Origin of the sequence: Geodermatophilus sp. CPCC 205761 (assembly GCF_051383655.1) — a bacterium.
GTDB lineage: Bacteria > Actinomycetota > Actinomycetes > Mycobacteriales > Geodermatophilaceae > Geodermatophilus.
In genome coordinates this window covers 276,420-293,635 of sequence record NZ_JALPKQ010000001.1, presented here as the reverse complement: position 1 = coordinate 293,635, position 17,216 = coordinate 276,420, and the positions used below count along the sequence as shown (strand labels likewise).

Genomic DNA, 17,216 nt, shown 5'->3' with positions numbered 1-17,216 from the left:
GACGGGAGCGAGCAGGGGCGGCGCCTCGTCGTGGACCGCAGCCCACGCGACCCCGACCGGGGAACGACGGAGGAGGGGAGTTGCGAGCCCCTGGCGTCTGGCAGGGCCGGGGCTACCGCCCGAAGGGCTGCGCGAATCGCACCAATCCCTGCGCTGAACGCGTAGACCCGCGCGGCTCGGTCGCGTGGAGTAGGCGGTAACGGTTCGTTCGGCTGGTTCTCAGCGCGTCACGGTCGGCTCGACGTCGCCTGGTCTGGCGCCGACGCGGCCCCGCGCTGGTGTCCAGACGACACAAGACCTTGATCCTGCAAAGAAAGGGCCATGAGACCTGTGCATCACGTTACGTATGACGGTACCGCCGGTCGGGACACCGACGAGCGACTCGTCGCCGCCTGCCCCAGTTGGTGTGATCGCGACGAGAAGGTCGACGAGGGCACCCCGGATGAGTTCGTCATTCACTGCGGTGCCGAGAGGTACATCGGCTCGATGCGCCTCCAACTGCGGCAGGTGATGCTCGTCGACGGCGAGCTGGAGCCGCCCGTCCTGTTGATCGGCGAGGACGAGTTGCCGATGGCCGAAGCCGCGCACCTGGCAACTGCCCTGGCTGCCACGGCGGCCGAGGCGACGGGTGACCGGTACGCCCACGCTCTACCGGGCACGCGACCGACGGTCGACGACATTCGGTTGCTGCGCCAACGCCGCATGGCAAGCTGAACCGTCCAGGTTCAGTGGACCTGGTCCACCCGGAGTCCGGCGGGGGTTGCGCACCTGGGACCTGGCCACCGTCGTCCGACGCGGCCTTCGACCTGGAGATCACCGATCACGCGGTCTGGTCCTGGCTCCGACAGGAACGGATCGGCCGGGGCCGTGAGCCGGGGCTGATGAACTCCAGAACCGAGCATCAACCACTTGACATGAAGTCCAGCAGAGGAACCCCACGGAGTACCGGTCACACCGGCCCCTGCACCGAACCCAGGGCGGTGCACACGACGCAGCGTGCGTCGACGCTGCGGAGGCGACCAGAGCCCGAGGACGGCTTGCGCAACGTCTTCTAACCCCTTCGCAGAGTCTCCGATGGGCGCTCGCCGAACTTCTGATGGTAGGCAGCGGCGAACCGGCTGACGCTGACGAATCCCCACTGGGCGGCCACTTGGGAGACCGTCCTGGTGTGCGGGTCGGCCGAGCGCAATTCCTCTCGCGCCTGGGTCAAGCGAACCGCCCGTAGATACTGACTCGGCGGGACACCGAGTGACCGGGCGAAGCCATCCTGCAAGCTCCGGGTGCTGACGGCGACGCGGCGGGCAAGCGCGGTGGTGGTCCAGGGCTCTTCAGGGTGGCTGCGAATGAGTTCGATCGCCTGGCGGACCGCAGGTGGCGGCGCCGGTCGCCGCGGACCGGTCAGGGCATCGGTGTAGTTGTGGGGCTGGGCGAGCAACAGCCCGTCCACGAGGATCCGCTCGAGGTTGGCCGCTGCCAGAGGATGGTCAAGCAGGCCTTGCGCGTGGCCCGCTTGGCGGTCGATCAGTCGGAGCGACTCCATCCACGCTCTGCCCCCGTCGGTGGCGAGGTTCATCGCAGGGGCGAAGTTTATGGGCTTGACTATGGGTTGGTCCAACATCGCCTCTAGCTCTTGTTGGAGCACATGGGGCGAGATCATCAGGCAGAACTGCCCGCAACCGGCACGCCACTCGATGGTGGCGGGCAGGCCGGGCATGAAGACGGCTGCGCGGTCCGGCGTGGAGATCACCCGCTCCAGGCGGCCTGATCGGGAAACGGTGCCGCCGGCGAGCGGGATGTTCACGTGGAAGTTCTGCGCCTCGGCTGTGTCAATCTGCACGGAGCGACTCAGCCAGGCATAGCTGACCGTGGCGTCGCCTATCCGGACCGCATTCAACGCAGAGTCGAGAACTCGGGTGCCGGTGGATTCCCGCAGTTGCATGTGGAGCGGTAGGAACGTCGACTGCAGTGCGTTCATCGTCTCGTCGAGGTCGGAGGTCCGCGCCACGGCGAACCGACCCAACGGCTCTGAATCCAATGCGTCTCCCCTGGCTCCGCCCACTACGCCTCATCAACAACCGGCTCACCCGAATGGCTATTCCTGGAAAGGTCGCTGTGCGCTGCCCCGCTCACGCCTGCGCCGACTCCGCCTCCCGCACATCCTCCACCTCGAGGTCGAGGTCACCGTCCCGGACCACGACGCGCACCCGATGGCCGCTGTGCACCCGGCCGTCGAGCATCAATCGGGCGAGCCGGTTGTCCACCTCGCGCTGGATGGCCCGGCGCAGTGGACGAGCGCCGAAGTGCGGTTCGAACCCGCGCTGGGCGAGCCAGCTGACCGCCTCCGGAGTGAACTCGACCTCGATGCCCTGGGCCCGTAGTCTCCGGCGGGTCTCGTCGAGCAACAGGTCGGTGATCCGCTCCAGCTGGGTGTTGTCCAGCTGCTGGAAGACGACGATCTCGTCGATCCGGTTCAAGAACTCCGGCCGAAATGCCTCCCGCAGCCGGCGCATCACCTGGTCGCGCACGTCGGCGTTGGCCGCGTGCGCGCTGCTGCTGCCGAACCCGAGCGGGCCGCGCTGCCCGACGATCAGCTCCGACCCGAGGTTGCTGGTCATGATGATCACGGTGTTGCGGAAGTCCACGGACCTGCCTTGGGAGTCGGTCAGCCGGCCGTCGTCGAGCACCTGCAGCAGGGTGTTGAAGACGTCGGGGTGGGCCTTCTCGATCTCGTCGAAGAGCACCACCGAGTACGGCCGACGGCGCACCGCCTCGGTCAGTTGTCCGGCGTCTTCGTACCCCACGTAGCCGGGCGGGGACCCGACCAGCCGGCTGACCGTGTGCCGCTCCTGGAACTCGCTCATGTCCAGCCGGATCATCCGGTCCTCGTCACCGAACAGCGCCTCGGCGAGGGCCCGCGCCAACTCGGTCTTGCCCACGCCGGTCGGGCCCAGGAAGAGGAAGCTGCCGATCGGCCGGTCCGGATCACCGAGGCCGACGCGGGAGCGGCGCACAGCCTCGGCGACGACCTCGACCGCCTCGTCCTGCCCGATCACCCGCTCGTGCAGGCGCTGCTCGAGACCGAGCAGCCGCTCCATCTCCTCCTGGGTGAGCTGGCTGACAGGGATGCCGGTGGCCCGGGACACCACCTCGGCGATCTCCTCGACGCCGACCTCGGGGACGCCCGAACCCTCCCCGCCGCCGTCCCGGGCCCGGTCGAGGCGCTGCTGGGCCTCGGCGACGTGGTCGCGCAGTTCGGAGGCGCGCTCGTACTGCTCGGCCGCGACCGCCTGTGCCTTCTCCCGCTGCCACCGCTCGAGCTCGTGTTCCAGGCCGCGCAGGTCGGTCGGGGGCGTCTTCACCCGGCGGCGCACGCGGGCTCCTGCCTGGTCGATGAGGTCGATCGCCTTGTCGGGCAGGTGCCGGTCGGTGATGTAGCGGTCGGAGAGCTCCACGGCCGCGACGACGGCCTCGTCGGTGAACCGCACCTGGTGGTGGGCCTCGTAGCGGTCGCGCAGGCCGCAGAGGATCTGCACCGTGTCCTCGATGCTGGGCTCGGCCACCAGAATGGGCTGGAAACGGCGCTCCAGCGCGGCGTCCTTCTCGATGTTGCGCCGGTACTCGTCCAGGGTCGTGGCGCCGATGATGTGCAGCTCTCCGCGGGCGAGGGCCGGCTTGAGCATGTTGCCGGCACCGCCGGACCCCTCGGAGGCGCCTGCCCCGACGACGGTGTGCAGCTCGTCGATGAACGCGATGACCTCGTCGCTGTGCTCGCGGATCTCGTCGATGACCTTCTTCAGCCGCTCCTCGAAGTCGCCGCGGTAGCGGGTGCCGGCGACCAGTCCGGTCAGGTCGATCTCCACCACCCGGCGGCCGCGGAGGGTCTCCGGGACGTCGCCCTCGGCGATCTGGGCGGCGATCCCCTCGACGATCGCGGTCTTCCCGACACCGGCCTCCCCGATGAGCACGGGATTGTTCTTCCGCCGCCGGGAGAGCACCTCGACGGTCTGCTCGATCTCCTGCTCCCGGCCGATCACCGGGTCGATCTCCCCGTTGCGGGCCATCGCGGTCAGGTCGCGGCCGTACTCGTCCAGCGTCGGGGTGCTCGACGGGGGCCGGCCGGCCCCGCCCTGCCCGCCGCCTGCGCCGCTGACGGCCTGCTGCAGGGCCTCCGGCGTGACGCCCCGCTGGCGCAGGATCCGACCGCCCGGCGAGTCCGGGTTGACCGCCAGCGCGAACAGCAGGTGTTCGGGACCGATGTAGGTGGAGCCCAGCGCGCGGGAGATCTGGTGGGCGTCGAGGAGGGCGCGCTTGGCCGCGGGAGTGAGGGCCGGCGTCTCGGCGCGCGGCTCGCCACGGCGCGGCACGCCGTCGAGCTCGGCGCGGAGTTGCGCCGGGTCGGCGCCCGCGCGGCTGATCAGCTGCCGGGTGGGCTCCTCCCCGGTCATCGCCCACAGCAGGTGGTCGGTGTCGAGGTCCGGGCTGCCCACCTCGACGGCCCGGCGCGCGGCCGCGTTCACCAGCTCGCGGGCCTGATCACTGAGGAACTGGGTGATGTCGACGCGCTGGCGGGGCGGGCGAGCGCCGCCCATGTAGCGGGCGAAGAAGTCGTCGAAGGGGCTGCCGTAGGGGCCTGGGAAGTGTCCGCTGGTCATCGCTCGTCCGTCCCGGGGAGAGGCGTGGTCCCCTACTGCCTTACTCGTCCCGGGTCGGGATCTCCATCGGTCATCCTGCCGAGGCGCCCCGGGAGGGAAGAGGGTGTGATGAGAGGGGGCCGCCCCCACGGGCGACCTGCCACGGTGGAGAACACACCCTCGCGATCACACCGGCCGGCCCGCCGGTCCGAGCCACAGAGAGGCCCGATGCGCCTCACCCGCTTCGTGCACGCCCTTCGGACCAGCCTGTGGGTGGTCCCCCTGCTGTGCGTCCTGGCCGGCGTGCTGCTCGCCCTCGGCACGCTCTGGCTCGACCGCCGGTCGGGCTACACCCTGGTCCCGCAGAGCGTGACGGGAACGCCCGGTGACGCGCAGACGATCCTGTCGGTGTTCGCCACCGGGATGGTCTCGCTGACCAGCCTCGTGCTCACGGTGACGCTGGTGGTGGTGCAGCTGGCGATGGGCCAGTTCTCCCCGCGGATCGTGGCCGCGCTGCTGTCCGACCGGTTCAGCCAGCTGGCGATCGGCCTGTTCGGGGCGACGTTCGTCGTCGCCGTGCTCACCATCCGGGAGATCCGCGGTTCGGACACCGGCTCCGTTCCCGGCCTGTCGGTGGTGCTGGCCCACGGGCTGATGGTCGCCAGCCTGGTGACGCTGATCCTCTTCGTGCACCACTCCGGGCAGACCATGCGGGCGACGGGCCTGATCGACCTGGTCGGCGACCGCACCCGCGACCTCATCGAGTCATCCTTCCCCGCCGTGCCCCGACCGGCGCAGGGGGCGGGCGCCGACCCGGACGTGGTCCCCGCGCGGGAGCCGGGCAGTATCGTCCGGATCGACCGCGCCGGGCTGGTCGCCGCCGCGCGCCGCGCCGACTGCGTCCTCGAACTGGTGCCCGTGGTCGGCGACTTCGTGCCGGGCGGGGCACCGCTGTTCCGCGTGCACCCCGGCCCCCGGCGGGCGGGGGACGTCGCCGGGCCGGCCGCGCGGCTGCGGGCCGAGGAGATCGCGCGGCTGGTCCTCGTGGGCCCCGAGCGCGTGCACACGGAGGACCCGCCCTACGGTCTGCGCAAACTGGTCGACGTCGCGGAGCGGTCCATCGCTCAGCCGTTCAACGACCCGACGACGACCCTGCAGGCGCTGCACCGGCTGCACGACCTGCTGCGCCAGCTCGCCGTGCGCCCGCTCCCCGCGGGCGAGCACCGGGACGAGGACGGCGTGGTCCGGCTGGTCGAGCGCACCCTGTCCTGGGACGGCTACGTGCGGCTCGCCTTCGACGAGATCCGGCTGGCCGGCGCGGCCTCGCCGCAGGTGACCCGCCGGCTGTCCGCGGCGCTGGAGGACCTCAAGGGCGTCGCCCCGCCCGACCGGCAGGCCCCGCTGGACCGCCAGCTGCGGCTGCTGACCGCCGCGGTCCACCGGGCCTACGAGGACGAGGAGGACATCACCGCCGCGCTCACGCCCGACGCCGAGGGCATCGGGTCGGGAGCCGACGTCACCACCGCCGTCCGCCTGGACACCGGCACGCCGGACACCGCCGTCCGGCCCGCCGCGCCCATCCCGGGGTAGCGGGCGCCCGCCTCGGAAGCTCCGGCGCGCTCACCAGCTCCTCGACCACGACGTTCCGGCGACTCGTGCCACGGTCGGGTGCAGGCCGGCCCGCCAACGGAAGGACGCCTCGGTGGGGATCGTCAGGGGCAGGTGCTCGGGCGCGGAGGGCCGGGCGAGCAGGTACCCGCTGGCGGAGTCGACCCCGAGCGCGCTGAGGGCGCTCAACTGCGGCAGGGTCTCGACCCCCTCCGCGATGACGTGCGCGCCGATGGCGCGCGCCAACGTCACGATGCCGGCCACCAACGCCTCGCCGCGAGCCGTCCCGAGGTCGTGGACGAAGGACTTGTCCACCTTGATGACGTCGACCGGGAACTCCTTCAGGCGCGCCAGCGAGCTGTAGCCGGTCCCGAAGTCGTCCACGGCGATCGCCACCCCCCGGTCGTGCATCCGGTCCAGCACCTCTCTCACGCCGGAGCAGTCGGCGAGCGCCGACTCGGTGACCTCGATCCCGAGGCGCTCCGTGGGCAGCCCGGCACGGTCCAGCTGGGCAGCGAGCCGGGCGGGGAACTCCCGGTCGACCAGCTGCTGCGGGGAGACGTTGACCCACACCCGGAGCTGCGGGAGGTGCGCCCACCGGCCGGCCTGCTCGATCGCTCGGGCGAGGACCCGCTCGCCGATGCGGTGGATGAGCCCCGTCTCCTCGGCGACCGGGATGAACTCCTGCGGGCCGACGAGGCCACGGGCGGGATGCCGCCAGCGGACCAGCGCCTCCACGTGGCAGATCCGCTCGACCCGGAGGTCGAAGGCGGGCTGGTACTCCACGAGCAGTTCGTCCCGGTCCAGGGCGTGGCGCAGGTCGTTCTCGATCTCCACCCGGCGCACCGACTCCACGTGCATCTGCTCGTCGAACCAGACGACCCGTGCCCGTCCGGTGTCCTTGGCGCGGTAGAGCGCCGCGTCGGCCTCCCGGAGCAGGATGTCGAGCTCGGCCGGGCCGGCGGCCGTGGCCAGCCCGACGCTGACGGTGACGAGGAGGCGCGCACCCACCTCGACCGGCTCCCGGCTGGCCCCGATGACCTGCTGGGCGAACCGGGCGGCCTCCTCGGCGGAGCGGTCGACCAGCACCACCACGAACTCGTCACCACCGAAGCGGGCCACCGGATCGGCCGGACCCGCCAGGGCGGCGAGACGTCGTGCGAACTCGCTCAGCACGCGGTCCCCGACGCCGTGCCCCAGGCTGTCGTTGACCAGCTTGAACCGGTCCAGATCGATGAAGGCGACGGTGAGACGGGCCTCTGGCTGTCCGGCGAGGACCCGGTCCACCTCCTGCAGCATCCCGGCGCGGTTGAGCAGACCGGTCAGCTCGTCGTGCGTGGCCCGGTGGGCCAGGTCTCGCTGCGCCCGCTCGGCTGCCGCGCGGGCGGCCCGCTCCGCGGTCAGCAGCCGTTCCCGCTCCTGCTCCATGGCCCGCCGCTCGGAGACGTCCCGGAAGTAGACGGCGATCCCGCCCCGGCGCAGGGGGTACACGCGGGCCTCGCACCACAGCTCCGCCTTGTCGTAGCACGCCTCGAACGTGGCGGCCCGTCCGGTGCCCGCAACCTGGCGGTAGGTCTCCTCGAACACGGTGCCGAGCAGGGCGGGGAACCGGGCCCAGATGTCCTTGCCCACGACCTCGTCGCGGGAGACGCCCAGCCGGGCCTCGGCCTGCGCGTTGATGTACGTCATCCGCCAGTCGGCGTCGACGCCGATGTACATGTCGCTGATGGACTCGAGGCTGTCGATGACCTCGGCCGCCCTTCGGGTGGTCGCCTCGACCCGCGCCGCCTCGGCCTCCGCCGTGCTCACGTCCCGGAAGGACACGTACGCCCGTGGCGAGTCCCCGTCGAGGAAGGTGGCGGTGCTGACCTCGGCGGGGAACGTGGATCCGTCGCTGCGGCGCAACCGGAACACCCCGCGGAACGCGCCCTCCCGGGCCCGGGTCTCCAACGCCTCCCTCCACCGGCGGTCACGCCGGTCGACGATCCCGTCCCGGCCGAGCTCGACCAGCTCGAGTTCCGTCCGGCCGAGCAGCTCGCAGGCCCTCGCGTTCGCGCCGAGGGTGCGCCCGTCGGCCGAGGTGATCAGCACCCCGTCGAGAGCGTGGATGAACAGTGCCTCGTGGAGGCTGCGGGGCAGCGTCGAGGGAGCCTGGTCGAGGGTCACATCGGCGTATCGGCTGATCGACGGTTCCGATTGACTCTGTTCCGCAATTCGGGTGAGTCGCACCGCTGGGGAGCCGGACGACCGCATCGGATGCCGATGGGCCGATCGGCGCGGGCGATGGCCCGCAACGGGCCCCTGCCACAGATGAGGCCCCGGCGCGTTCCCGACGCTGGCGCTGGTAGTGCGTCCAGAAATCGCGCGACCGGCAGCCCCTCGGAGGGCCTCGTCCCTGGTCGCGACGCGAGTTGCCACGTCGGCGCCCCGTCGAGGGTGGCGACTGCGACGTCCCCGAACAGCGTCCGGGCGATGCAGGCCAGCGGACCGCACGCGATGCCCATCCCGCGCCGGACCACCGTCAGGACGCCGAAGCACCATCAGCGCCGGAGCGCGGGCACGACGTAGCGGCCGTCCCCGGAGCGGGACATCGGCCGATCGACCGATGCCCAGGCGCCATGAACGGTCCTAGCGTCTCACCCGCGGTCGCACGACTGAATCCCACGACCGGCGCCGGACGGTGCCTCAGGGAGCGGACATGGACTACGCGACTTTCACGCGGACGACGGCCCAGCGAGCCGGGATACCCGAGGAGACGGCGGAGCGGATCGAACACTCGCCGCGCAGCTCCCGGGCGGGCTCCAGGACGACCTGCGCCCACCGCGCGAAGAGGCGGAGGCGTTCGGGGTGGACGAGTTCGTGCGCCGGGTCGCGGAACGGGGGGACGTCGGTCCGGACGAGGCCAGGACCGGGGCCGCCGCCGTCCTGATCACGGTGCGGGAAGCGGTAACGCCCGGGGAGTTCGACGACGTCCTCTCCCAGCTGCCGCAGGAGTACCGGGAGCTGGTCGGGCCGATGGCCTGAGCTCCTCGGCGCCGAGGCGCCGAGGCACCGAGGCACCGGCCGACGGCCGAGGGCCGGAGGAGCAGGACGGCACCAGGTCAGGAGGAGCCCGGTGATCAAGAATGCGACGTTCATCGAGGCCGCGGGAGCGCCCGGGTGGGAGCGGTACCCGGGCCGCACATCGCCATTCCGGAGGTCACCTATGACGGATAACGCGGTCGCGGGCCGGGACGTGGCGGAGATCGCCGCGTCGTCGCCCGCTCCTCCCCGTCGCGCCGGGCAGATGCTCGCCGTGCTGCGCCGTCCCGTCGCGTTCGACGGCGCGTAACTGGCATGGCCGATCCGCACCATCCCCGGTACGTCACGGCCGCCGCTGCGGATCCGGCCGACTCGACCCTCACCATCTTCACCATCTTCACCAGCCGGCAGCAGGCGCGTGACATCGACGCGCGCACCTTGGCGGCGGGACGGGTTGACCAGGCAGGCCACTTACCGTGTGTGCCAGGGCTCGCCCGAGGGGAGGCGCAGTGATGAAGTGCGACCCGGACCTCGTGCGCCTGCAGGATGAGTTGGCCGACGTCGGCACCATGGCGGAGGGCCTGAACGAGCGCGCCTTGGAGATCCTCGAGGCGCTGGGCCGGATCCTGCCCTTCGACGCGGGGTGGCTCGCCGTCCGCGATCCCGAACGACGTCGACACGTCCCTCTGGCCACCACAGGCACAGCCGAACCCCTGCGCCGCTACTTCGAGTCCCCAGGGGCCGACGCCGAGCTCGAGCACCTCGGGCTCAACAGCGCCCAGCGCCCGGTGCTGGCCAGCGAGCTGCCCGTGCCCCTCCCCGAGATATGCGCCTGGGCCGAGCACCTGCTCCCGGCAGGGTTCCGCGGCGGCATCGCCGGCGCACTGTTCGCCTCGACCGGGCGGCACGTGGGCTTCCTCAGCCTCCTCGCCGAGGACCCGGCGCGCCTGAGCCTGGCCGACCGGCAGATCCTCGGCGCCGTCACCGGAGTGATCGCGGACGACCTGGACCGGACGCAGGAGATCGCCACGACCGCCAGGATCGTCGGGACCGCCGAGGCCGGAGTGGTGCTCACCCGCGGTGGGGACGCCCTCCCTCTGCCCGGGCTACCCGACGACCGCCTGTTGGCCCCCGACTCGCCGATCCTCGCCGCGGCCACGCAGGAGCTGTCCGCCGGGGGCCCCTACACCGCATTCCTCGCCCCCGTGGCGGGCCCGGACGGCGAACGGCTGGTGCGGATCACCGCACTGGATTGCGCCCTCCCCGACCTCGATCACCTGTCGGCCGCAGTGCTGCTGTCCTCCCCTGGGAACCTGCGCGGTCTCACCCCCCTCGATCTCCGGGTCCTGGGGCAACTGGTGGCCGGCACGACGCCGGTCCCCGCGCTCGCCGCGGCTCTCCACGTCGACTCGCGTACCACGACAGAGGCCCTCCGCCGGGCCGAGGTCGCCCTGGACGCCCCCGGCCTCACCGCCGTTGCCACGCGGGCGCTGCGCAGCGGGCTGCGCATCCCGCCGGGGTTGAGCCGTCCGACGCGGACCGGGCGCCGGTGAGCGCTCGGGGCGGCCCTCAGCCAACGCCGAGGATCTGCGGCGAGGATCTGCGCGGGAGGGTGCAGCTCGTCTCCGGGCAGCAGACCGGGACGTCCCGCGGCGCGGCCGGCCGGTGCCTATCCCTGCTGCCCCAGGTTGGTGACGAGATTGACGGCCACTGCGATGACGACCGTCCCGAACAGGTAGGACAGCAGAGCGTGCCCGAGGGCGACCTTGCGGATCGACGTGTCCGCGATCTGGGTATCCGGCACCGCGAAGCTCATCCCCACGGTGAAGGCGACGTAGGCGAAGTCGCTGTACGCGGGCGGTTCCTCCTGGCCGAACTCGATGCCGCCGTCCCCGCCGGAGTAGTACCCGCGCGCGTACTTCAGGGCGAAGACCGTGTTGACCAGCGCCCACGACAGGATCACGACCAGGACGCCGAGCACCACGGTGGCGACGCCGACGGCGTCCCCCGAGCCGGAGCGGACGAGACCCTCCACGACGGCGGCGAGGCTGGCCACGGCCGCGACCAGCACGGCCGTGTCCGTGACCCGGGTCTGCCCCTCCTCCTCGGCCAGCCGTTTCGTCCCCTCCGAGTCGCGCGGCCAGCTGATCCGCCACACCCAGATCAGCAGGCCGCCGGCGGCGACGGCCCAGCCGACGAGCACGGCGATCTCGGGGACGCCGCCAACCGTGGTCAGTCCGGCCGCGACGAGGCCCGCGCCGAGACAGATCAGTAGACGGCGCCACGACAGGATCGTCGGCCGCGGGCCCGCCTCCACCGTCGACCTACCGGGTGGGGCGCTCACCCGGTAGCCCCGCAGCGGGCCGGCGAGGGCCCCGCGCCGGCCCACCGTCCGGCTCTATGTCCCGGCCCTGGGCGGTCCGCCCGTCGGCGCCTCACGCACCAGGACGGAACACAGCACGGACGCACCCGTCCTCCTTGTCCTTGAACATGCGGTAGCCCTTCGGCCCGTCGTCGAGCGACATCACGTGGGTCGCGAGGTGCTCTGTCTTCACCTCGTCCCGGCTCATGCGGTCGAGGATCTCCGGGATGTAGCGGTGCCCGTGCTGCTGGGCGCCGCGCAGGGTCAGCGCCTTGTTCATCACCGCGCCGAGGGGGAACTTGTCCACCAGACCGGCGAAGACGCCGAGGGTGAACACCGTCCCGCCCTTGCGGCAGGCGTAGATCGCCTCGCGCACCGCGGTGGGTCGGTCGGTCTGCAGCCGCATCTGCTGCTTGACCTGGTCGTAGAGGTACTGAGGCCCCGGGCTGTGCGCCTCCATGCCGACCGCCTCGATGCAGACGTCCGGGCCCCGGCCACCGGTCATCTCGCGCAGCTCCGCGGGGACGTCGACCTCCTCGTAGTCGAGGGTCTCCGCCCCGACGTGCGTGCGGACCTGCTGGAGCCGGTTGTCGTACCGGTCGATGACGACGACCTGCTCGGCGCCCATGAGCATCGCCGCGCGGGCGGCCATCTGACCCACTCCCCCGGCTCCCCAGACCGCGACGACGTCGCCCGGTTTCACGCCGGCCTGGTCCGCCCCGGTCCAGCCCGTGGGTGCGGCGTCGGAGGCGAACAGCGCCCGCTCGTCGGAGACGCCGTCGGGGATGGCGAACGCCCCCTGGTCGGCGTACGGAACCCGGATGTAGGGCGCGTGACTGCCCGCCCAACCACCCAGCGCGTGGGAGTACCCGTAGCAGCCGCCGATGGCCTGACCCCACAGCGCCTCTGTGATGCCGGGGTTGGGATTGCCGTTGTCGCACAGCGACCACAGCCCCTGCTTGCAGTACCAGCACTGCCCGCAGCTGGTGAAGGAGACCACGACCACGCGATCACCCACCTGGTGCTTCGTGACGCCGGGGCCGACCTCGGCGACCGTGCCCATGAACTCGTGCCCGAGCACGTCCCCTGCCCGCATGGCGGGGATGTAGCCGCCCATCAGGTGCAGGTCCGAGCCGCAGGTCGCGGACAGCCCGACCTCGAGGATGATGTCGTGGTCGTTGAGGATCGTCGGCTCGGGGACGTCCTCGACGCCGATCTCGTTGACCCCGCGCCAGGTGACCGCCTTCACCGCACGCCCGCCTTGGGCGCCACCCTGGTCCACGCCTCCAGGAGCACGCCGCCGGGGGACGCCGTCCGCTTGCCGTGCGGTGCGGGGTCGACCACGAGGACCTCGCCCACCTCGATGAGCTGCTTGGCCCGGCGCAGCGCAGACCGCAGGTCGGCCTGCGGGTCGCTGCCGCTGAGCCGGCTCGCGGCGGTGCCCGACGACGGCCGGTCGCGCAGCCGGGCCGACAGCTCGGTGCCCTTGCCGCCGGCAGCCGGCCGGACGCGGACCTCGATCCGGTCGCCGAACTCGGCCAGGGGGGCGGGCAGCGCCGCGGCGTCGACGTCGGACGGCTCGCGGAACACGGTCACCGCGAGCCACCCGGAGGCCGGCTGACCCGCGCCCGCCGGCCGGGCGGCGGACGGGTCGATGACCGACCGCACCTGGCGGACGACGGTCCCCCCGGCGCGAGCGGCGACGGACGCCACGTTCCCGATCGAGGACGTCATGCCCGGCCCCCCGCCCCGGCGGGCTGCGGGGCGCGGGCGAACTCCTGCACGATGCGCTCGCAGAAGGCCGGCAGGTCGTCCGGCGACCGGCTCGTGGTGATGTTGCCGTCGGTGACGACCTCCTCGTCGACCACCTCCGCCCCGGCGTTGCGCAGGTCGGTGCGCACGCTCGGCCACGACGTCAGCCGGCGGCCGCGCGCGACGTCGGCCTCGACGAAGTTCCACGGGCCGTGGCAGATCGAGGCGACCGGCTTGCCGGACTGGACGAAGTCGCGGACGAAGGCCACGGCGGCCGGCTCCATCCGCAGCTTGTCCGGGTTCACCGTCCCCCCGGGCAGCAGCAGCGCGTCGTAGTCGTCGACGGAGGCGGCCCCGACGAGACGGTCGACGCCGAAGGTCCCGGCGTCCTCGAGGTCCTGGTTGCGCGCCAGGATCTCGCCGCTCGTGATCGAGACGACGTCGGTGCGTGCACCGGCGTCCTCCAGGGCCTGCCGCGGCGTCTCCAGCTCCACCCGCTCCACGCCGTCGGCGGCCAGGATCGCCACCCGCCGTCCGTTCAGCTCCCCGGCCATGTCAGCTCCCCGCCGGGTGCAGGACGACCTTGGTCCAGCCGTCGGTCCGCTTGTCGAAGTGCTCGTAGGCCTCCGGCGCCTGGTCCAGCGGCAGTTCGTGGCTGACGATGAACGACGGCTCGGCCTTGCCCCCGGCGATCAGGTCGCGCAGCTGCCGGTTGTACTTCTTGACCGGCGCCTGCCCGCTGCCCAGCTTCTGGCCCTTGAACCAGAACATGCCGAAGTCGAAGGCGAGCTTGCCCTGCTTGGCCAGCTCGTCGCTGGCCCCGGGGTCCTGGGGGATGAACACCCCGACGACGCCGATCGTCCCGGTGAAGCGCACGGAGGCGACCAGCCGGTTCATCGTGAGGTTGGCCTGCTCCTGGCCGTCGGGCTCGTGCGCCTGGTAGCCGACGCACTCGCAGCCGTTGTCCGCGCCCAGCCCCATCGTCTGCTCCAGGACGGCCTGGACCGGGTCGACCTTCGAGTCGTCGATGGCGATCGCCCCGATCGACTCGGCCAGCTTGAGCCGGTCGGGCTGCCGGTCGACGACCATCACCTTGCTCGCCCCGCGGATGGTCGCCGAGAGCGCCGCCATCAGGCCGACCGGGCCGGCGCCGTAGATGACCGTCTGGTCGCCGGGCTTGACGCCGGCCATCTCCGTGGCGTGGTAGCCGGTCGGGAAGATGTCGGCGAGCATCACGTAGTCGGTCTGCCGCTGCTCGGCGTCCTCGCCCAGCCGCAGGCAGTTGAAGTCGCCCCAGGGCACGCGCAGCAGTTCGGCCTGTCCCCCGCCGTACGGGCCCATGTCGGCGAAGCCGTACGCGGCGCCCGCCCACTCCTGCTTCGGCTGCGCGGTCAGGCAGTAGTTCGTCAGCTGGCGCTCGCAGTTCTTGCAGTGTCCACAGGCGATGTTGAACGGCAGGACCACCCAGTCGCCCACCTGCACCTTGTCGATCCCGTCGCCGACCTCGACCACCTGGCCGAGGTTCTCGTGCCCGAACCAGCGGCCGGTCTCGAAATCGGTCCGGCCCTCGTACATGTGCAGGTCCGAGCCGCAGATGTTCGCCGAGGTGATCCGCACCAGGACGTCGGTCGGCCGCTCGATCCGCGCGTCCGGTACGTCCTTGACGCTGACCTGCCGCGGGCCCTCGTAGACGACTGCCTTCATGCTGACTCCTTCGTCGCGGATGTGCCCCACCGTTCCGTGCTCGGGCCGGGACCCTGATCACACCCGGCCCACCGTGGGGCCGGTATCGGCAGACATGCCGATACCGAGCGACCCCGGAATTCGATCGATCCGGAATGGGTCGCTCTGCCGGTGGTCCCCGATGGATGCCATGGCGGCCGCGTCCCTCCGCCCCGAGCCGGCACCGGAGGAGAAAACCAACCCCAACGCCGGCGTCGCCGAGAAGATGTTCGGGCACCCCGTCGCCGGGATCTTCGGTTACTCGCACCTCACCGGCGGGCAGGCCGAGTACGCCCGGGTGCCGTTCGCCGATGTCGGCCCGATCCGCATCGAGAGCGACCTCGCCGACGAGCAGGTGCTGTTCCTGTCGGACATCCTGCCCACCGGCTACATGGGCGCGGAGATGTGCGACATCCAGGACGGCGACGTCGTCGCCGTCTGGGGTGCCGGGCCCGTGGGCCAGTTCGCGATGGACAGCGCCCGCGTGCTCGGCGCGGCCATGGTGATCGCCATCGACGACGTCCCCTACCGCCTCGAGATGGCCGCATCCCAGGGCTACCGGACGATCGACTAATCCGACACCGACGTCCGCTCCGCGCTCCTGGAGCTGACCGGTGGGCGTGGGCCGGACAAGTGCATCGACGCCGTCGGCATGGAGGCCACGCACGGAGCCGCCCACGTGCACCTCTACGACCGGCTCAAGCAGGCGGTCCGCTCGGAGACGGACCGGCCACATGCCCTGCGCCAGGCGATCCTGTCCGGCCGCAGCGGCGGGATCGTCTCGGTCATCGGCGTCTACGGCGGGCTGGTCGACAAGTTCCCGGCCGGCGCCTGGATGAACCGATCACTCACCCTGCGCACCGGCCAGTGCCACGTGCAGCGGTACATGCGCCCGCTGCTGGACCGGATCGAGCGAGGCGAGATCGACCCGACCCGGGTGATCACCCACCGGCTGCCCCTGGCCGAGGCACCGCACGGCTACGACATCTTCAAGAACAAGGCGGACGGCTGCGAGAAGGTGGTCCTGAAGCCCTGACCGCCCCCGCCCCCGGGGCGAGGACGGGGAGCCGAGACGAGAACCTCCGGGTCGTCCACCGCCGCGACCAGGAAGTCGACGAGGCTGCGGACGGCGGGGCGGGCCGGGCGGCGCCAGACGACCTCCAGATCGAGGAGCAAGGGGGGATCGAGCGGCAGCACGACGATCCCGCTCACGTCCATGTGCTCGGCGACCCCGAGGATCCCCGGGGCGACGCCGGACCCGGCTGCGACCGCCCGCAGCATCGCCTCGGGGCTGTTGATGAGGTCCGGCTCGACGACGACCTGCCCGGGCTGCGCTCCCTTCGGCAGCAGGTGGTCGACGGTGCGCTGCCAGATGCCGGCGAAGGGCGACCACGGGAACATCACCGCGGATTCGTGGTCGAGACCGGCGACCGGGATCTCCGCCCGGTCGGCGAGCGGATGTCCCTGCGGCAGGACGATCCCGAACAGCACCGAGCCGAGGACGACACCGTCGAGGTCACGGTGCTCCTGGGGCCGGCTCCAGACGACCGCTGCGTCGGCCCGCGCCTGCCGGACCGCCTCGACGGCGTCGTCCCCCGGGGTGGACATCACGGACACCTCGACGCCCGGGATCGCCAGTCCCAGCGTTCGCAGCGGGCCGTCGAGCACCCGCTCCGCCATGGTGCAGACCCGCAGGGCCACCTGCTCCCTACGGTCCGGCTCCGCGGATCGCACGTCGCGGCGGGCCTGGTCGACCTCGGCCAGGATCACCCGCGCCCGCTCCGCCAGGATGCGTCCCGCGGGCGTCAGCTCGGCTCCGCGGGACGTGCGGTCGAACAGCGTGACGCGCAGGTCCCGCTCCAGCGCACGGATCTGCTGCGAGAGCGACGGAGCGGCGATGTGCAACCGGCGCGCGGCAGCGGCGAAGCGCCGCTCCTCGGCCACGGTGAGGAAGTACCGGAGCTGCCGCAGGTCCACGGCTCACGCTATCGCCGTCGCGCATCAGGAGCGCGCGTGAGGCCGCGGCTCACACGCCTGTGGTTCTACGTCACGGCACACGCGCTGGAGATGCCGCTTCCCGCGGTATGACTACCTGGTCTGTGGCCTTGCGAGCAGTCGGC

General features: G+C 72.0%; 16 protein-coding genes. 7 read left to right on the top strand and 9 right to left on the bottom strand.

From position 1 onward, the window contains the following. Window positions 1-321: 321 nt before the first annotated feature. The gene (locus MY526_RS01490) at window positions 322-714 is read left to right on the top strand and encodes a hypothetical protein (RefSeq protein ID WP_436703060.1); all 393 of its coding nucleotides are present in this window, start codon (window positions 322-324) and stop codon (window positions 712-714) included. Between the two features lie 337 nt (window positions 715-1,051). Here MY526_RS01490 and MY526_RS01485 read toward each other — a convergent pair whose 3' ends face one another. Both MY526_RS01485 and MY526_RS01480 read right to left on the bottom strand, forming a co-directional pair. Continuing rightward, entirely contained in the window at window positions 1,052-2,005 is a 954-nt protein-coding gene (locus MY526_RS01485; protein ID WP_436703059.1) for an AraC family transcriptional regulator, read from the bottom strand. Between the two features lie 121 nt (window positions 2,006-2,126). Next, window positions 2,127-4,652, bottom strand: a complete 2,526-nt coding sequence (locus MY526_RS01480) for an ATP-dependent Clp protease ATP-binding subunit (protein WP_436703058.1) — start codon at window positions 4,650-4,652, stop codon at window positions 2,127-2,129. A gap of 207 nt (window positions 4,653-4,859) precedes the next feature. Between MY526_RS01480 and MY526_RS01475 the strand changes: the two genes are divergently transcribed. Continuing rightward, window positions 4,860-6,221: a DUF2254 domain-containing protein gene (locus MY526_RS01475; RefSeq protein ID WP_436691426.1), complete on the top strand. Its 1,362-nt coding sequence runs from the start codon at window positions 4,860-4,862 to the stop codon at window positions 6,219-6,221. Window positions 6,222-6,251: 30 nt separating this feature from the next. Here the strand turns inward: MY526_RS01475 and MY526_RS01470 are convergent, their stop codons facing one another. Next, window positions 6,252-8,405, bottom strand: a complete 2,154-nt coding sequence (locus MY526_RS01470; RefSeq protein WP_436703057.1) for a putative bifunctional diguanylate cyclase/phosphodiesterase — start codon at window positions 8,403-8,405, stop codon at window positions 6,252-6,254. Window positions 8,406-8,897: 492 nt separating this feature from the next. Between MY526_RS01470 and MY526_RS01465 the strand changes: the two genes are divergently transcribed. From MY526_RS01465 to MY526_RS01455, 3 genes are all read left to right on the top strand, one after another. Further along, window positions 8,898-9,263 carry a DUF2267 domain-containing protein gene (locus MY526_RS01465; RefSeq protein ID WP_436691486.1) on the top strand — a complete coding sequence of 122 codons (366 nt, stop codon included), beginning with the start codon at window positions 8,898-8,900 and terminating at the stop codon, window positions 9,261-9,263. Window positions 9,264-9,444: 181 nt separating this feature from the next. Further along, window positions 9,445-9,570 carry a hypothetical protein gene (locus MY526_RS01460; protein WP_436691424.1) on the top strand — a complete coding sequence of 42 codons (126 nt, stop codon included), beginning with the start codon at window positions 9,445-9,447 and terminating at the stop codon, window positions 9,568-9,570. A gap of 202 nt (window positions 9,571-9,772) precedes the next feature. Further along, a complete protein-coding gene (locus MY526_RS01455; protein WP_436703056.1) occupies window positions 9,773-10,813 on the top strand; it encodes a hypothetical protein in 1,041 nt (346 codons plus the stop codon). A 116-nt stretch (window positions 10,814-10,929) separates the two neighbouring features. Here MY526_RS01455 and MY526_RS01450 read toward each other — a convergent pair whose 3' ends face one another. The 5 genes from MY526_RS01450 to MY526_RS01430 are packed head-to-tail and all read right to left on the bottom strand — an operon-like array spanning window position 10,930 to window position 15,078. Further along, complete coding sequence (locus tag MY526_RS01450) at window positions 10,930-11,649, bottom strand: DUF1345 domain-containing protein (RefSeq protein WP_436691422.1); 720 nt, start codon at window positions 11,647-11,649, stop codon at window positions 10,930-10,932. A 46-nt stretch (window positions 11,650-11,695) separates the two neighbouring features. Next, window positions 11,696-12,871 carry a zinc-dependent alcohol dehydrogenase gene (locus tag MY526_RS01445; RefSeq protein WP_436703055.1) on the bottom strand — a complete coding sequence of 392 codons (1,176 nt, stop codon included), beginning with the start codon at window positions 12,869-12,871 and terminating at the stop codon, window positions 11,696-11,698. After that, entirely contained in the window at window positions 12,868-13,356 is a 489-nt protein-coding gene (locus MY526_RS01440) for a hypothetical protein (protein ID WP_436691420.1), read from the bottom strand. Before MY526_RS01440 ends, MY526_RS01445 begins: the two co-directional genes overlap by 4 nt. Further along, complete coding sequence (locus MY526_RS01435) at window positions 13,353-13,928, bottom strand: type 1 glutamine amidotransferase domain-containing protein (protein ID WP_436691419.1); 576 nt, start codon at window positions 13,926-13,928, stop codon at window positions 13,353-13,355. The genes MY526_RS01440 and MY526_RS01435 overlap by 4 nt, the downstream gene beginning before the upstream one ends. A gap of 1 nt (window position 13,929) precedes the next feature. Then, window positions 13,930-15,078 carry a glutathione-independent formaldehyde dehydrogenase gene (locus MY526_RS01430; RefSeq protein ID WP_436691418.1) on the bottom strand — a complete coding sequence of 383 codons (1,149 nt, stop codon included), beginning with the start codon at window positions 15,076-15,078 and terminating at the stop codon, window positions 13,930-13,932. A gap of 169 nt (window positions 15,079-15,247) precedes the next feature. Between MY526_RS01430 and MY526_RS01425 the strand changes: the two genes are divergently transcribed. Continuing rightward, complete coding sequence (locus MY526_RS01425; protein ID WP_436703054.1) at window positions 15,248-15,670, top strand: hypothetical protein; 423 nt, start codon at window positions 15,248-15,250, stop codon at window positions 15,668-15,670. A gap of 78 nt (window positions 15,671-15,748) precedes the next feature. Next, a complete protein-coding gene (locus MY526_RS01420; RefSeq protein ID WP_436703053.1) occupies window positions 15,749-16,132 on the top strand; it encodes a hypothetical protein in 384 nt (127 codons plus the stop codon). On the opposite strand, the gene MY526_RS01415 is transcribed toward MY526_RS01420, so the two are convergent. Beyond that, window positions 16,075-17,073, bottom strand: a complete 999-nt coding sequence (locus tag MY526_RS01415; RefSeq protein WP_436691416.1) for a LysR family transcriptional regulator — start codon at window positions 17,071-17,073, stop codon at window positions 16,075-16,077. The two genes, MY526_RS01420 and MY526_RS01415, sit on opposite strands and share 58 nt — an antisense overlap. Window positions 17,074-17,216 lie beyond the last annotated feature (143 nt).

Coding starts and splice junctions, on each gene's coding strand:
- MY526_RS01490 (WP_436703060.1), top strand. CDS start 322: ATGAGACCTGTGCATCACGTTACGTATGACGGTACCGCCGGTCGGGAC.
- MY526_RS01480 (WP_436703058.1), bottom strand. CDS start 4,652: ATGACCAGCGGACACTTCCCAGGCCCCTACGGCAGCCCCTTCGACGAC.
- MY526_RS01475 (WP_436691426.1), top strand. CDS start 4,860: ATGCGCCTCACCCGCTTCGTGCACGCCCTTCGGACCAGCCTGTGGGTG.
- MY526_RS01460 (WP_436691424.1), top strand. CDS start 9,445: ATGACGGATAACGCGGTCGCGGGCCGGGACGTGGCGGAGATCGCCGCG.
- MY526_RS01455 (WP_436703056.1), top strand. CDS start 9,773: ATGAAGTGCGACCCGGACCTCGTGCGCCTGCAGGATGAGTTGGCCGAC.
- MY526_RS01440 (WP_436691420.1), bottom strand. CDS start 13,356: ATGACGTCCTCGATCGGGAACGTGGCGTCCGTCGCCGCTCGCGCCGGG.
- MY526_RS01435 (WP_436691419.1), bottom strand. CDS start 13,928: ATGGCCGGGGAGCTGAACGGACGGCGGGTGGCGATCCTGGCCGCCGAC.
- MY526_RS01430 (WP_436691418.1), bottom strand. CDS start 15,078: ATGAAGGCAGTCGTCTACGAGGGCCCGCGGCAGGTCAGCGTCAAGGAC.
- MY526_RS01425 (WP_436703054.1), top strand. CDS start 15,248: ATGGCGGCCGCGTCCCTCCGCCCCGAGCCGGCACCGGAGGAGAAAACC.
- MY526_RS01420 (WP_436703053.1), top strand. CDS start 15,749: ATGGAGGCCACGCACGGAGCCGCCCACGTGCACCTCTACGACCGGCTC.